The 15199-nt window shown below is 62.7% G+C and carries 15 protein-coding genes and 1 pseudogene; 8 read left to right on the forward strand and 8 right to left on the reverse strand.

Translation table 11 applies throughout. The features are described 5' to 3' along the window. Window positions 1-25 precede the first annotated feature (25 nt). From GEM_RS17290 to GEM_RS17300, 3 genes are all read right to left on the reverse strand, one after another. Window positions 26-403, reverse strand: coding sequence for a copper resistance CopC family protein (locus GEM_RS17290; protein ID WP_014898655.1), 378 nt, complete (start codon window positions 401-403; stop codon window positions 26-28). Further along, window positions 400-1335 (reverse strand): hypothetical protein, encoded by a 936-nt coding sequence (locus tag GEM_RS17295; protein WP_014898656.1) that lies wholly within the window; start codon window positions 1333-1335, stop codon window positions 400-402. The genes GEM_RS17290 and GEM_RS17295 overlap by 4 nt, the downstream gene beginning before the upstream one ends. A gap of 106 nt (window positions 1336-1441) precedes the next feature. Further along, window positions 1442-1843 (reverse strand): DUF2946 domain-containing protein, encoded by a 402-nt coding sequence (locus GEM_RS17300; RefSeq protein ID WP_014898657.1) that lies wholly within the window; start codon window positions 1841-1843, stop codon window positions 1442-1444. A 491-nt stretch (window positions 1844-2334) separates the two neighbouring features. Between GEM_RS17300 and GEM_RS17305 the strand changes: the two genes are divergently transcribed. The 5 genes from GEM_RS17305 (at window position 2335) to GEM_RS17325 (ending at window position 4684) form a co-directional block, all read left to right on the forward strand. Further along, window positions 2335-2661: a hypothetical protein gene (locus tag GEM_RS17305; protein ID WP_014898658.1), complete on the forward strand. Its 327-nt coding sequence runs from the start codon at window positions 2335-2337 to the stop codon at window positions 2659-2661. A 15-nt stretch (window positions 2662-2676) separates the two neighbouring features. Next, window positions 2677-3090 carry a DsrE/DsrF/TusD sulfur relay family protein gene (locus tag GEM_RS17310; protein ID WP_014898659.1) on the forward strand — a complete coding sequence of 138 codons (414 nt, stop codon included), beginning with the start codon at window positions 2677-2679 and terminating at the stop codon, window positions 3088-3090. 10 nt (window positions 3091-3100) lie between these two features. Continuing rightward, window positions 3101-3481, forward strand: a complete 381-nt coding sequence (locus GEM_RS17315) for a DsrE family protein (RefSeq protein WP_014898660.1) — start codon at window positions 3101-3103, stop codon at window positions 3479-3481. A gap of 505 nt (window positions 3482-3986) precedes the next feature. Then, window positions 3987-4190, forward strand: coding sequence for a cold-shock protein (locus GEM_RS17320; RefSeq protein ID WP_011549079.1), 204 nt, complete (start codon window positions 3987-3989; stop codon window positions 4188-4190). 269 nt (window positions 4191-4459) lie between these two features. Then, the gene (locus GEM_RS17325) at window positions 4460-4684 is read left to right on the forward strand and encodes a hypothetical protein (RefSeq protein WP_041490721.1); all 225 of its coding nucleotides are present in this window, start codon (window positions 4460-4462) and stop codon (window positions 4682-4684) included. A 1375-nt stretch (window positions 4685-6059) separates the two neighbouring features. Here GEM_RS17325 and GEM_RS17330 read toward each other — a convergent pair. The 3 genes and pseudogenes from GEM_RS17330 to GEM_RS17335 form a co-directional block, all read right to left on the reverse strand. Beyond that, window positions 6060-6293, reverse strand: a complete 234-nt coding sequence (locus GEM_RS17330; RefSeq protein WP_011549124.1) for a hypothetical protein — start codon at window positions 6291-6293, stop codon at window positions 6060-6062. A gap of 773 nt (window positions 6294-7066) precedes the next feature. Continuing rightward, window positions 7067-7234, reverse strand: a pseudogene (locus GEM_RS31335) (IS3 family transposase); the annotation flags it as partial. Window positions 7235-7259: 25 nt separating this feature from the next. Further along, window positions 7260-8615, reverse strand: coding sequence for an epoxide hydrolase family protein (locus tag GEM_RS17335; protein ID WP_014898663.1), 1356 nt, complete (start codon window positions 8613-8615; stop codon window positions 7260-7262). 549 nt (window positions 8616-9164) lie between these two features. On the opposite strand from GEM_RS17335, the gene GEM_RS17340 reads away from it, so the two are divergent. Continuing rightward, window positions 9165-10328 carry an MFS transporter gene (locus GEM_RS17340; RefSeq protein ID WP_014898664.1) on the forward strand — a complete coding sequence of 388 codons (1164 nt, stop codon included), beginning with the start codon at window positions 9165-9167 and terminating at the stop codon, window positions 10326-10328. A gap of 18 nt (window positions 10329-10346) precedes the next feature. Here the strand turns inward: GEM_RS17340 and GEM_RS17345 are convergent, their stop codons facing one another. Together GEM_RS17345 and GEM_RS17350 are read right to left on the reverse strand one after the other, a co-directional pair. After that, window positions 10347-11399 carry an alpha/beta fold hydrolase gene (locus GEM_RS17345; RefSeq protein WP_014898665.1) on the reverse strand — a complete coding sequence of 351 codons (1053 nt, stop codon included), beginning with the start codon at window positions 11397-11399 and terminating at the stop codon, window positions 10347-10349. Window positions 11400-12157: 758 nt separating this feature from the next. Next, window positions 12158-13072, reverse strand: a complete 915-nt coding sequence (locus tag GEM_RS17350; RefSeq protein ID WP_014898666.1) for a glutaminase — start codon at window positions 13070-13072, stop codon at window positions 12158-12160. A 221-nt stretch (window positions 13073-13293) separates the two neighbouring features. Here GEM_RS17350 and GEM_RS17355 point away from each other — a divergent pair, with 221 nt between their 5' ends. Together GEM_RS17355 and GEM_RS17360 are read left to right on the forward strand one after the other, a co-directional pair. Further along, entirely contained in the window at window positions 13294-14004 is a 711-nt protein-coding gene (locus tag GEM_RS17355; protein ID WP_014898667.1) for a response regulator, read from the forward strand. Between the two features lie 61 nt (window positions 14005-14065). Then, window positions 14066-15196 (forward strand): ATP-binding protein, encoded by a 1131-nt coding sequence (locus GEM_RS17360; RefSeq protein ID WP_014898668.1) that lies wholly within the window; start codon window positions 14066-14068, stop codon window positions 15194-15196. Window positions 15197-15199: the final 3 nt, after the last annotated feature.

Consider the following 15199-nt stretch of genomic DNA (forward strand, 5'->3'; position numbering starts at 1 on the left):
ATCACCGGCCATGCTCCCCGGCGCCTTACTTCACCTTGAACGAATAGTCGCCGTGCGTGCGGTGTCCGTCCGCCGCGACTGCCACCCAGTGCACCGAGTATGAACCGGCAGGCAGTGGCGGTAACGCCACATGGATCGACTTCCTGTCGTTCGGATCGACTTCCGCCCGTGCGGTGTTCACCTGCGTGCCCGTCGAATTACTGACGATCAGCGAGCTGAACGCGGGTTCGAGCGGCCCGTCGAAGGTAATCGACACGCTCGCGGGCGCGGCCACTTCCGCACCCGCCGACGGCGTTTGCCGCTGCGGAAACACATGGGCGAATGCTGTCGACGCGATCAGGACGCCCGTTGCGATGGCCGCCGCGCGCGCGCCCGGACGAAGCCGGTTGAATGGGCGCATCATTTTTCCCCTTTGCCGAACAGCGGCTTGCCGACGGAGTGGGGCAGCACGTCATCGAGATAGAGGTGCGCCTGCAACAGGATGCCCACGCCCGTTCCGCTGGCGTGATTGATCGGGACTTGCGCTTCGACGCCGAACTGCCCCCAACGGTTGAGCCAGAGTACGCCGGGATTGATGGTTCCGGTGATATGCCCCGAACAGGGGCCGCCGGTGCATGTGCTCATCGGGAATTCGACCACCGGGATCAGGTTGCTGAACGGCGCCTTGAGCCCGACATCCTGCACGAAATTCTGGAGATAGGGCAGGCTGTATTGCACCGTGACACCCCAGCTCAGGGAATCGGGATCGGCGCTGTTCATCGTGACGCGCGGGCCGACCGTCCCGGTAACCGCCAACGGTTTCAGGTACTTCAGGCTGTCCGGCAGGTCGCCGAACCCCTTGCCGAAATAGAGCGTCGGCGTGATCGCCGAGTGCGGATTGGCGATCGCGCTCGCCCCCGTGCCGCCGAGTTCCGCGATCGCGCCAACCGACGCCATGAACTCGTGCGCTTCGTTCACGTAGAAGCGGTACTTGGCTCCTAGCTGGATGTTGTCGAAGCCGTTCGCCGAGCCGCCGTTTGGCGCATTGATGTTCACATAGGTCGCCAATACGGATAGCGCGAAACTGGGCGTGATCAGCTTGTCCCATTCGAGCGACGTCGTATTGGTGTTCTGGTTTTCGCCGTCACCCGAGTCGGACTTGATGTGGCCGAATTCCAGGTTGACCTCATCCCCGACGCCGGGATCGTCGACTGCCATGGTCGCCGGAAAGACGCGGTTGCCGGCGATGGCGTGTGCGATTGCAAGTGACGGGAAGAGAAGCGGGACGGTGATGGCGGCGGAAACGACGAGCGCCGTCAGCGGCGGCATCGTGCCGCGTGCAGGTTTGGTGCGCATGGGTCACCCCTGTTGGAAGTCGCGTTGCAGTGCTCGCGGGCCTGTCAAAGGACGCGCGAGAATGCGGCGATGCAATGACACCTGCATCGCCGCCTGGCTGACTCGATCAGGATGAGAGCGGAGGCGCGCGCGGCTGTGCCGCGGTGAACTTGAAAACGCTATGGGGCGTCTGGAGCAGCGGCGCCGGCGCGGGATGGGTGGCCCAATCCGTCGGCACGAATCCGGACGTCCCGCTCAGCAACACCGGCAAGTCGGCAAGCAGCCCGCAATACGCGCATGCCTGCCAGTGGCCCGCCTTCCCGGGCAACGATGCGTGATCGGGGCCCGCCATGTCCGAATCGTTCTGCGTGGTACAGAACGCGCCTGATACCACGTCGAATTCGTGCTCGGACGACAGGCTTTGCGACACCGTTGGTGCGAGCGTCGCCATCAGGATTGCAAGCAATCCGAGGATGCTGCCTATCTTCCTGCGAAATAGCGCTGACATGACGTTGGCGGGATCGCACATCGGCCGGTGCGTTGGCGGGATTATGGCATCGGCGCGGGCCGGTCCGGATGGGTAAGCTCCCTACTTGTGCGTAGGCGCCGGGAGGTGTTTCGCGACTGTCCAGGGCAGTCGCCCGGTGTCCAACCACTCCAGCGCGAGCGTGCTTGCACACCGGAAATATAAATTCGCATGTGGTTGCTTCGGCACCGATCGGACGGGTGAGCGCCACGCCGCCTTTGACGTCCGGGATCGGCCACGAAGAGACACGCCCGTCGTGCCGGAGAATGGCCGCTCCTCGGCCCGTATCAGCCTTGTCGCACCGGAAAAGACGCCTGCTTATGACAGGTGGTTATTTGGACTGTTTGCCCGTTCTGCTATACCCAACTCATGAACTGTGCCCGCGGCCCACGCGCCGTGCGGCGAGTCCGTGCTCGTTACTTGCGACGGGCGCGACACCACGGCAACACATCGGGGGAGCGTTTTTTCAGGCCGGAGGCCGGCAGGAGTCTGACATGGCAAATTACCTGTTCGTAGAGTCGCGCGATCCATTTGGCGGCGGGGATCCCCAGCGCGTCGATGAATTGCTCAGGGGCGTACGCCAGAGGGGCAACACGGTCACACTGTTCCTGGTTCAGAACGGTGTGCTTTCCAGTCGCCCGGGGGCGAAATTCAGTGAGCGATATGCGGATCTGACGCGCAGCGGCATCACCGTCCTTGCCGACGAATTCTCGCTGCGCGAACGGGCGATCGAAGGGCTGGCGGAAGGTGTCCAGAAGGCGGACATCGATCAACTCGTGGATCTTCTTTTGGTGGCTGGGACGAAGGCCATTTGGCATTGACGCAAGGAGCACATGATGGCTACCGGTAAGAAATTGACCCTGGCACTGATGGATCCCCCGTATGAGAAGGCCGCGAGCACCACGGCGCTGCGTATCGTGGATGCGGCACTGCGTCGGGGACACGACGTCACGGTGTTCGCCTACGAAGGTGCAGTCAATCTGACCATGAAGGCGCAAGCGCCGCATGCCAATCCCGTCAAGGGCACATCCGTGGAGGAAGAGGATCACCCCGTGACCAGGGACTGGGTCGCAGCCCTGTTTCAACTCGCTGGCGAGCAGGGCGTCAAGCTCGACTGGATCAACTGCGGCCTATGTGTGGACGAACGCGGCGCAGGCGACTGGATCGAGGGTCCCCGCCGAGGCAGTCCGAAGGATTTTCTCGAGTCCGCGACCCAGAGCGACGCCGTGCTCGTAATCCCGACGAAATAGGAGCTGCGCCATGAAAGTCCTGAGCATTGTTGAGACAGCGTACCGGGCTACCCTGGAGGAACAGGACGACACCATCCTGTGGCTGAACCATGTGCTGAAAAACGCCGGCGCGGACATCAGCCTCTTGCTGTGCGGGAGCGCCGTGAACTACGCGGTGCGCGGGCAGGATGCCAGCGGCCTCGCCTTCGGCGCGCGCCGGCAGACCCATCCGCCGGCGCTAGACAAGGATCTGGCGAAGATGATCGGCGGTGGCATTGCCGTGTATGTGGTCACCGAGGACATGCGCGACTGCGGACTGTCGCAGGAAAATGTCATCGGCGACCTGACGCCGCTCGCGCGTGCCGACATTCCCGCCCTGTTCGACCGATTCGATCAGGTCTGGCACTGGTAACGGTGTCGCGCATGCGGCCGACGGGGGCGAATCGTTGCGTTCGGCTTGCGACCGTTGCGGGGGGATGAGCGGGGGGCCTTGCTTGCTTCCGGGCGTATCACCCCCGCACGGCCGGTTCTCGGGCTGACGCGTTGGTGCGATCTCACGGGATGCCCCGCAATGTCATACGCAACGGTCGCCGCGCGGCGAGTTGCAGGGTCGTCTCCGATCGTCGCTTGCAGGTGGGCGAGCGGACGGTCGCGAACTTTGGCTGAATGGCTCACAAGGGGCGATCGCTGCCGATGGCCGGATTCCCCATCGAGCGTGCCGCCTGGTGACACAGTTACAAGATAACCATTGACTCCGCCTTTCCTGGCGGTTAGTGTGTACGCCGAAGTCCAAGTAGTCCGATTGCTGTTCATCAATGTCTCGCTCCCCCAGCGGTATTCGTTGTCCTCTCCCTCCTTGACGCTTCAAGCGCTCTTCAACAGAGCAAATCTTCGTATTTTTTCCTCAAGGATTCATCATGGATACCGGTATCGTTAAGTGGTTCAACGACAGCAAGGGCTTTGGCTTCATCACCCCGGACAAGGGCGGCGACGACCTTTTCGCTCACTTCTCCGAGATCCGGGCCGACGGCTTCAAGACGCTCGCTGAAAATCAAAAAGTGAGCTTCGAAACGAAGCAAGGCCCGAAGGGTCTGCAAGCGGCCAACATCAAGCCGCTGTAAGTTTGAAGGGCCCGGCCGCCCGCGACGGACGCCGGGTCGCAGCGACACCCTCACGGAGCGTTGTCTCCTAAAGTTGGCGCGATCGTTCTTGGCTGCATCTGTTTATTCAGCAGCTATCCGCGCGCCACATGCCTCGTTGCACTTCACTCTCCCCTCCGGCAGCAACGCCTTTTTGCGCTTTCCGACTGCTTTAGATTCAGCTCGCAATGGCTTTGAATCGGTGCACATTTCGCACGGCACGCGCGCACCCGAACATCATTAAAATTAAAATGCAGAACAAACGAATTCAACAGTACAACGGCTATGCCGTCCAACCCTCGGCGCATCGCTTGCCCGACGGGAGTTTTTCATCCAACCTGCTGCTCGAGCGCGTCGATAGCTCACGCGCCGAAGGCCGCTACCAGTTCTATTCGCTCGATTACTTCCCGAGTGAAAAACAGGCGCTGCAGCACTCGGCACGCTGGGCACGCAACTGGGTCGACACACGCGGTTAAAGGCGACGTCCTGCGGATTGAGCGCAGTCCAGATCGAGCAATCGCCCTGGCGCCTTCCTTTCGATTGTTTCAGTGCTGACGAACGACCCCGGTGGGGAGAGATGGCGGTCCGCTGCGGGCGATTGCTGCCGCCATTGCGCCAGTTGAGGCACGCTCAACTTCGGCGCTTTAGAAAATCGACCGCCCCGTATACGTCGTCAACCACTCCAGCGCCAACGTGCTGGAACGCCGGCAATATAAACCGACTATGTCGTCCCGGCACCGACCAAGCGGGCGAGTACCGTGCTGCCTTCGACGGCCGGGTTCGGCAATGACCAGTCATTCGACGTCGGCGTCTAGATCGTCGACAATCAACCTTGGCTTCCCTATGGTTTAACCACGACGCGTTGCCCCGGCTATCTCGCCTTCACACAGCCCTGCTTGCGCCGCGCTCGGCGTGAGCACTCATGGAACACGCGCTTGAAAAACAAACTCCTCTTGGTCTCGCTTGCAAGCTTATTAGGGGTTCCAGTAGCACATGCGCAAAGCAGCACGACTTTAATCGGCCTGCGCGAGGTCTATTGGAGATACGTGGCAGACTCGAGTGGCGAGGCCGGGTTCTGGTACATGCCGCACTGTCAGCGTTTCGGGCTGTTAGGGGCTGAGAACATCGTTCCACGTGGGCACTCGTTCTTCTTGCCAGAAAGCGGTTCGATTTCGTCGCCCGATCGCCGGCACGGTACTACGGTCACGATGAGCGTCGAGCAAGGGGCGGACAGCAGCGACCGAGCGACGTTTTCGCAGATACCGCTACCGTGGTGCACAAAAAATGACGTTTGGTCTAGCAACTAGTGTCATGCGGATGACCGTTTCGCGAGTCGATGGTCGACCGGTTGAATCCACCGCCGTGAACAGCCATTCGACACGCCGGCTTGCATCGTCGACAATTTTGCGCAGCGACCGCGCCCAATTGCCATCTAAAAATCTATCGCGCCATGCACGTCACGTACAACATATTCCTTGCGGTAGCAGTTTTATTTGTTGCAGTGCTTCGAGCGATTCGCTGGCGAAGTGCAAAGGCGCGGGGTTTGAGTCCAGCGCAATTCGCGCTGGAGAACGGTGGTTCAGCACAGAAACTCCGAGCAACAGGTAACCAGCTGCGGTGGCTTGCTAGGATCTTGTTCATTTTCCCATTCGTGCTGGGAGTAGGATTGGTAATCCACCCGAAATCCCCGGGGAGTCTACTTGCGGCCGAGTTCGCGGCCTTCGTGATCATCTTTGGGGTTCTTGGGCTTCTTTTCCGGTGGGTCGCAAGAAAAAATGAGGCGCTAGCGCGTGAGATAGAAATGCTTCCCTGAACATTGGTGCCTGAAGTGCGCCGGTAAGGGCGTAGCCTTTAGCGGTTACCGTCGATCAGATCGTTCAGCAGCGCATCGAACGCGGCCTGTGCGTCTTCAAGTTCCTGCAGGGCGGCATCAAAGGTTTGCAGCGCGAACGGCGAAGGCTCGCCGCTGCCTTGCGGCGGAAATTGCTTCTGCATCGAGGCGAACGTACTCTGCACGCGCAGCGTGGCGGCCACCATGCGCTCCATCGCCTGGGTTTCTTCGGCTCGGGCCTGTTCCGGATTCATTCCACTCTCCTTGGATGGTTTTCTTGAAGACCAGATCGTACACGCTGTGTCCGTTCTTGCTGCCCTTGGCAGAACGACTCCGTTGAAGGTTCCAACGGCACGCTGCGCGAGAAGCGATTTAATCGGGAATGATTCCGCAGTCGCGCCGAGGCCAAGATACTCATCGAGCGTGGCTACAAAATCCCGCCGCAGGTCACAACGATTGGCCGCTTTGGATGAATCTGAAGGGCCGTTCAGGGTCGGAAGTCGCCGGTCGCGCGTCGGAAGGCGCCGACCGGCCATAACGCGACATTTGGTGCCGCCCTTGCCCGGACGTTCGGGCGTCCGATCCACTTGCAAGAACCGACGTTCGGTTGACAAATGTCGGCCGCGCGATGCGGCAGATCGGCAGCCTCGCGGCAGGTGCGGCCGCTACGCGAATCGGATCACGTGCACCGTCGCGGGACGAGGCTATTCCACGGCGTTCTGCCGAGAATTCCCTCGTTGAATCAAGGTCGAGGGACTACTAATTTGGCCTAGAGCGCCTTCAGCATCGCGGTGGCCGATCCCGGACATACGCCCTGGAATTGGGATGATGCCGGCAACGGATGGGGCACCTCGTGGCGCGCCACCCGCACAAAACCGTGGCCTGCAAAGTATTCTTCTGCCGTGGTGGTCAGCAGGACCACCGACGGAACAGCATGGGTCCTGCATGCCGTCAGCAAGTACGAAACGATGGATTTTCCCAAACCGGAGCGGCGTAGATGCTCGGCGACCGAGACCGAGCGGATGACCTCGGCATGTATCGTCCGGATCAACGTCAGCAGTTGCGTGTCCGTCAGTCGCGTTCGCCCCGGCTTGCCGCCGCGCTTCCATGCGCGATAGCCGTTCACGCTGACCGACAGCACCCCGCACAACGACGACAGCGGATACCGCCCGACCTGCTGGTCAGTCCACGCATATCCGCTCACCGTTCTTTGCGGTCCGTTATGTGCGCAGTGGTCTCAAGCCCGCGCGGACCTCTTGGGAAAACAGTTGCGGCTGTTCCCATGCCGCAAAGTGTCCGCCTTTGTCGAGCCGGTTGTAATAGATCAGGTTGTGGTACGCGCGCTCTGTCCAGCTGCGTGGCGCCTGATAGTTTTCGCGAGGAAAGACGCTCACGGCAGCCGGAACCGACACATCGGCGGCGGCAAGGAAGTTGGAGTGAGACTCCCAATAGAAGCGCGCCGACGAAATCCCCGTATTCGTCAACCAGTAAAGTGTGATGTCGTCGAGGACGTCGTCCCGTGTCATCTCTCCTGCCGATTCTCCATTGACAGTGCGCCCGTACACGGCCGAGGTCAGTGCCGCCGCCGGCTGAACATACCCGTCGCCGTGATCGAGCAGCCAGCCCGCCAGTCCGATGGGCGAGTCCGCCAAACCATAGAGCGTTTGCGGGCGAGTCCCCATCTCCAACGCATAGGCGCGCCGCTTCCTCGCCGCGCTGGCCAGTTGATCGTAAGCGTGCTTTTCGTCGTCGGACAGGCCGGACGGCGGTGGGTCGCCGGCCTGAATCGCCTTTGCAATCTCGGGTGGAACCGTCGCGGGGAAATTGACGTGGATACCCAGCAATTCCGGTGGCGCCTGCTTGCCCATCACATTCGCGACAACACCGCCGAGATCCCCACCTTGCGCCGCAAATTTCGTGTATCCAAGGCGCTTCATGAGGACGACCCAGGCACGCGCAGTGCGCTCCGGCCCCCAGCCGGTCCCGGTCGGTTTGCCTGAAAACCCATAGCCCGGCAAAGACGGAATGACCAGATGGAACGCATCCGATGGGCTCGCGCCATGTGCAGTGGGGTTCGTCAGCGGATCGATGATCTTGAACTGCTCGATGACCGAGCCAGGCCACCCGTGCGTGACGATGAGCGGCATGGCATTTTCATGTTTCGAGCGAACGTGGATGAAATGGATGTCCAGTCCATCGATCTCGGTCACGAACTGCGGCAGTGCGTTCAGTCTTGCCTCGCACTTGCGCCAATCGTAATCGGTCGCCCAATGGCGCGCGAGTTCCTGCGTCATCGCGAGCGGCACGCCTTGCGAGTCATCGGCGACCGTCTCCTTGTCGGGCCACCGGGTCGCCTTGATGCGTCGCCTCAAGTCGACGAGTTGCGACTCGGGCACATGAACGCGAAGCGGACGAATGGCGGTCTTGTCGCCGCCCACCGCTTTCCCGACTGTTGTAATCGCCTGATTCGTTTCTGCGAGCGCGAGTTGACTCAATGAACCCGCAGCAACGGTTGCCGCCGCTGTGCCAACAAAACGACGGCGGGACGGTGAATGGAGAAGGTTGTCGTCTGACATAAGTGCTCCGATTGGCGATAAAGCCGGGTTACCGATCAATGGCACCGAGATCACACGAGCCATTGAAGCTAATACTAGGCGCAGAGTGCGTTCGCGCCCATTGGAACGCCCGGACGTTGCTCGCCTGTATCCTGAATAAAAACACTCCCGTAAGCGGGTATCCACCCAGCGAGCAGATACATCGACATACAACGAACGCGCAACGGTGTCCGCGAACGCCCCCCTCAGCGTGCCGTCGGGCGCGACGATCGTCGTGAAGCAAGCGCCCGAGCTCGGACCGATCTCACAGCCCGTGTCCTTCATGATTTGTGGCGTTGCAGCGATGGCCCTGCGCGCGGATGGGCGTATTGAAGCGGGCAGATGTATCCCGTATGTTTCGCGCGAAGCGGTTCTTGTATGTGTCTGTGTCAATGCGAAGCGCAGATGCCTCGCAATACAAAACGGACCGCGTTCGCGCACATGGGGCGACCGTGAGGGGCCAAAACACGGGGCTTTGGCGCATACTGTTTCGACGATTGACGATCGTCATCGGTGACCCGGACATCCGTCATGCGCCTGCACAGTGCATTGTTTTTGCTCGTCGGTACCTTGCTCACCGCGGGAGGGTACGGGGCGACCTTTCTGCTGTCGATGCGCTTCGGGGCGATCGGCGGAAACGACGTTGACACCGGGGTGGCGCTCGCCGGCGCGATGGCCGGCACATCGCTCGGCGTGTCGCTCGTCGGCTGGTTCTCGCAGCACATCGGCACGACGCGGATGGCCGCGCTCGCGGCGCTCTGCGTCGGTGCCGGTGTCGCGGGTTTCGCAATCATCGAACGCGTTGGCCTCCTCGATCTGTTGCCCGGATTCCTCATCGGATTCGGCTGGGGTGCGTTCTACGTTGCCGCGCCGATGTCGCTCGCCGAGCGAACGAACGATGCAGATCGCGGATTGTGGTTCTTTCGTTTCGCGACGTTTCAAATGGCGGGCATCGGCGCCTGCCCGGCGCTCGCTGCTTTCGCCATTCGTTCGCTGCACTGGTCGGTCGGCAGCGTGCTCTACACCGTCGGCGGCCTGTGCGTGATCGCGTCCCTCATGCTGGAAACCTTCGGTCGGCTGTCGCCGCGCGCGCCCGAATCGCCGTTACGGGATCGGTGGCTCCGCAACATCGGCGCGATCGCCCGCACGCGCGCGCTTTATCCGATTGTCATGATCGCGCTGGGTGCCAGCGTCTTCTCAGGCTTGATGACGTTCCAGATGTCTTTGGTGCAAGGAACGCATGCGCACGCAAGCACGTTCTTCAGCCTCTACGCGGTGACAGTCGTATTGACGCGCTGGCTGCTTTCGCGTCTCGTCATCAATGTGCGCTCCGAAACCGCCACGAAAGCGTTGCTCGTCATGATGGTGCTCGGCATCGCGGCAATGTTCGCGGTGCCGTACCACGCATCGTTCCAGTCTGCGGCCGCGGTGTTGCTCGGCGCCGGGTACGGCCTCGTGTATCCGGTCATCCAGGCGCAGGCGGTCAACGATTCAGAAGCGACGCATCGTCGCTCGGCGTTGACGTGGTTCGCCGCATCGTATTTCATCGGCGTATTCGGCTTTCCATCGGTTGGCGGCTGGGTGATGGTCCACGTCGGCAAGAACGCGTTGCTGGCGCTCATCGCGTTGTGCGGCCTCGCGGCGCTTACGCTTGCGATCCTGCAAGACGGGCGCGTATCGACGCGCCTGCGGTAGAAACGTGGCACAGCCGGATCAAAATCTGTCGACGTCGATCACCGCCTGCACGAACGCCTGGGGCGCTTCCTGCGGGAGATTGTGACCAATGCCGCCGGTGATCGTGCGGTGCGCGTATTTGCCCGTGAACTTCGCGGCGTAGGCGCTGGGCGGCAAGTGAAAGGCACCGTTGGCATCACCCTCCATCGTGATGCTGGGAACGGTGATGGGCGGCGCCGACACGAGTCGCTGTTCGTATTCGTCGTATTTCGCCTCACCTGCGGCGAGACCTTGCCGCCACCGGTAGTTGTGGATCGTGATGCTGACGTGATCGGGGTTTTTGAAAGCCGCCGCACTTCGCTCGAACGTGGCATCGTCGAAGTTCCATTTCGGCGACGCGTGCTTCCAAATGAGCTTGGCGAAATCGTGCGTGTATTTCTCGTAACCCGTGCGCCCGCGCTCGGTTGCGAAATAGAACTGATACCACCACAGGAATTCGCCCGCCGGTGGCAACGGCATCTTGCCCGCTTCCTGATTGCTGATCAGGTAGCCGCTCACCGATACCAATCCTTTGCATCGCTCCGGCCATAGCACCGCGATGATGTCGGCGGTACGCGCACCCCAATCGAACGCGCCAAAGATCGCCTTCTGGATACCGAGCGCATCCATCAGCGCGATGATGTCGAGTGCGACCGCGGCCGGCTGGCCGTTGCGCATAGTCTGGTCGGACAGGAAGGTCGTCGTGCCGTAGCCGCGCAGATATGGGACGATCACCCGGTATCCCTGCGCGCCGAGCGTGGGCGCAACGTCGACGAAGCTATGTATGTCGTACGGCCAGCCGTGCAGCAGCAGGACCGGCGGCCCGCCGGCCGGACCGACCTCCGCGTAGCCGACGTTGAGGAGCCCCGCGTCGACCTGCTTGATCGACGTGAAGGACGTGTGCGTGCCTGGCTTGATTCGCGGCGGCGATGACGCTTTCGACGATGTTTTTTGAGCGTCGGCGGCTTGCAGCATCTCGAATTGCGCTGCAACAAGCGCACCGGCAGCGATGCGCGTGAAATGACGTCGGCGTGAATCGACTTCTTTTGGCATTTTCGTCTCCGGGGGGCGATTCGGCTGGCGGACGAACGGCAGGACGAGCGCGCTACACGGGAATGTTAGTCGAGGATCCGCTCCTCCAAGGCCAAAATCTGCCGGCCAGCCGGAAGCTGATTGAGCGCACAACGGCGATCGCTTGGTCGAAGGGCATCGGCCCAGGCACTGCACGCGTATCGGCAGGCGCAGCAGAACATTCACGCCCTCTCGCGCAATACGCCTGCCGCGTACCAGCCTGACGAGGCGCCGATACTGAACAATCCGGGCGTGCTCTACAGCTGCCGCCGTTCGATGGTGAGCCGCGAGCCATCGCATCTCGCAGGCTTGCCAGGACAGTGCAGCTTTCAGCGGCGGCAATATCGTGATTCACAAGTAGCGCACGACCGGCCGTCTCGAATGAGGGACTTGGCAAGCAGGGCAGTTTGCTGGCATCAGGAAGCTGCCTTCCTCAACTGAGGGTCCAATTGCGGCAGAGGGTCGACTTCAGGCCGATCGCACGAAAGCGGTTAAGCGCGGAAGGCGGCGCGGTGCATCACGCGAATGAGCGCGTCCGCGGATGACTTGACTGCCGACGCGCGAGGGACGAGTGACCGGTGCACTCTGAAAGCTGCCGATGCCGTCTCGGTGGGCTCAAGGTCCGTTTAGGGTTGCGGATTCAACCCGTCGATGGCCGAATTCCCCATTGAGCTCTCTGGCGCGCGCCGATATGAATCTGCCGCCGTCGCGCCACATGAGGCACGCCTGACTTCGCCGCGTCAAAAAATCGACCGCCCGGAATACGTCGTCAACCATTCCAAAGCCCTGGTCCCCGCCAGCGAGTTCCCATTCGCGTCGAGCCCCGGCGCCCAGACACACACGGCCATCTCCCCCGGCAGCACCGCGACGATCCCGCCGCCGACGCCGCTTTTCGCGGGCAGGCCCACGCGATAGACGAAGTCGCCCGCCGCGTCATAGGTACCGCACGTCAGCATCAGCGCCGATAGTCGCTTCGCCGAACTCGCGTCGACGATCCGCTCGCCGGTGACGGGCGCGACGCCGCCGTTCGCGAGAAACAGCGCGGCGCGCGCGAGCTCGACGCAGTTCATCGTGATCGCGCACTGGCGACAGTACGCGTCGACCACCGTATCGGGCGGCATCTGCATGTTGCCGAAGCTCGCCATGAAATGCGCCATCGCGCGGTTGCGTTCCGCGTGCTGCAGTTCCGATAGCGCGACGCGCGAATCGTAGTCGAGGTCGTTCGTGCCGATCAGCCGCCGCACGAATTCGACGAGCGCCGTCTCGGCCTTGACGAAACGGCGGCACAGCACGTCGGTGACGACCAGCGCGCCGGCGTTGATGAACGGATTGCGTGGCTTGCCGCGCTCGCTCTCGAGCTGGACCAGCGAGTTGAACGCGTTGCCGGACGGCTCGCGGCCGACCCGTTCCCACAGCGCATCGCCCAGCATCTGGAACGCGAGCGTGCACGCGAACAGCTTCGAGATGCTCTGGATCGAGAAGCGCTCGCGCGCATCGCCGACCGTGTAAACGTTTCCGTCGAGCGTCACGACGGCCATGCCGAACTTGTCGGCGGGCACCGTCGCGAGCTCGGGAATGTAGTCGGCGACGCGCCCCTGGCCGATCCAGGGGGCGAGTTCGGTATGGATGCGTTCGAGGATCGGCTGGTAGTTCATCACGTGGGGCAGGGCGGGCGCGCGGCCCGGATTCCGGGGAGCCCGTATGGAACCGTTTCGGCGCCGATTCGTCAAGCGCGGCGGCCATCGAGCCCTTATTCTTCAGATCTGCAAACGGGCAAGCGGCGGGCGCAGTATCATGCGGTACGTTTCGGCCGATGGCCGGCAGCCGGCGCAAGCCGCCGCCGCCCCGGTCTCCCCGTATGATCCGACCGTTGCCCATGTCTTTTCGCATCCTGCTCGTCGAAGACGACACCCGCCTGTCCACGCTGGTCGCCGGCTACCTGCGCAAGAACGACTATGAAGTCGACACTGTGCTGCATGGTGACGCCGCCGTGCCGGCGATCCTGTCCACGCGTCCGGATCTCGTCATTCTCGACGTGAACCTGCCGGGCAAGGACGGCTTCGAGATTTGTCGCGAGGCGCGCAAGCAGTACGACGGCGTGATCATCATGGTGACGGCGCGCGACGAGCCGTTCGACGAACTGCTCGGCCTCGAATTCGGCGCCGACGACTACGTGCACAAGCCGGTCGAGCCGCGCATCCTGCTCGCGCGGATCAAGGCGCAGCTGCGCCGCGTGCCCGCGCGCGCGGCCGAAAGCGTCGCGCCGCAGCCGGAGCGCTACACGTTCGGCCAGTTCTCGATCGACCGCACCGACCGCTCGGTCGTGCTGCCCGGTGGCGGCTCGCCCGATCTCACGTCGGCCGAGTTCGACCTGCTGTGGGTGCTGGTGTGCCATGCAGGGGAGGTCGTCAGCCGCGACGACCTGATGCTGCAGCTGCGCGGCGTCGAATTCGACGGCCTCGACCGCACGATCGATGGGCGCATCTCGAAGCTGCGCCGCAAGCTGCACGACGATGCGGGCAACCCGCAGCGGATCAAGACGATCCGCAGCAAGGGTTACCAGTTCAGCAAGCATGCGTGGGAATGACGCTGCCTCGGTGCGACACCGTCGGCCGCGCCCCTGCACTGCACGATAGCCGGAAGCCGCGATGATCCGACGCACCCGTTCGCACCCCGATGCACCGCCGCTGTCGCCGCTGCGCTATGTCAAATGGCGCTGGCTGCATTTCCGCCGCGCATGGACCGACACACGCGCCGACCGCATTCCGAGCTGGTCGCGCCTGTACGTGCGCACCTATCTGCAGCTGCTCGGGCTCGTGCTGCTGACCGCGCTCGTGCCGGCGCTCGCGCTGGGCGTCGTGTTGTCGCCGCAAGTCGTATGGCACGCATTCGACGCGCTGCCGGGCGATATCTGGATCGTGCTCGCGTTCGTGTTCACCGCGCCGGCGCTCGCCGCGTATCGGTGGATGCGGCCGGTCTGGTCGGATCTCGTGATGGTGCGCGAGCGCGCGATCGACTTCACCGGCGGTCGCTTCAACACGCGCGCGAGGGAATCGCACAGCGTGATCATCGGCCCGCTCGCGCGCACGCTGAATGCGCTCGCGATGCGCATGGAACGGCTGATCGCCGCGCAGCGCGACCTGACCAACGGGATTTCGCACGAGCTGCGCACGCCGCTCGCGCGCGTGCGTTTCGCACTCGAGATGCTGCGCGAACCGGGCTCCGCCGCCGAATACCACGGTGCGCTGGAGAGCATCGCGCAGGACGTGACCGAGCTCGAGGAGCTGATCGACATGAGCCTCACGTATGCGCGTCTGGAATACAGCTCGCTGCAGTCGAGCATCGAGCTGACCGCGCCCGTCGCATGGTTCGAGCACCAGGTCAGCGACGCGCAGCTGCTGTATCCGGAGCGCGCGATCGAGTCGCGCATCGCGATCGCGTCGGACCTGCGCGTGAAAATGGACCGGCGGCTGATGTCGTACGCGATGCGCAACTTGCTGCGCAATGCGAGCAAGTATGCGAAAGCGCAGATCGTCGTCGGGATCGCGATCAAGCACGGCAACATCGCGATCTTCGTCGAGGACGACGGCCCGGGCGTGCCGGAGAACGAACGCGAGCGGATCTTCGACGCGTTCGTGCGCCTCGACCGCCGCACCGGCGGCTACGGGCTCGGCCTCGCGATCACGCGGCAGGTGCTCCACGCGCACAACGGCCGGATCGCGGTCGTCGATCCGGTCGAACTCGGCGGCGCGCGGTTCGAGATCAGCTGGCCGATTTGAGCG

It is taken from the genome of Burkholderia cepacia GG4, from assembly GCF_000292915.1.
Lineage (GTDB): Bacteria > Pseudomonadota > Gammaproteobacteria > Burkholderiales > Burkholderiaceae > Burkholderia > Burkholderia cepacia_D.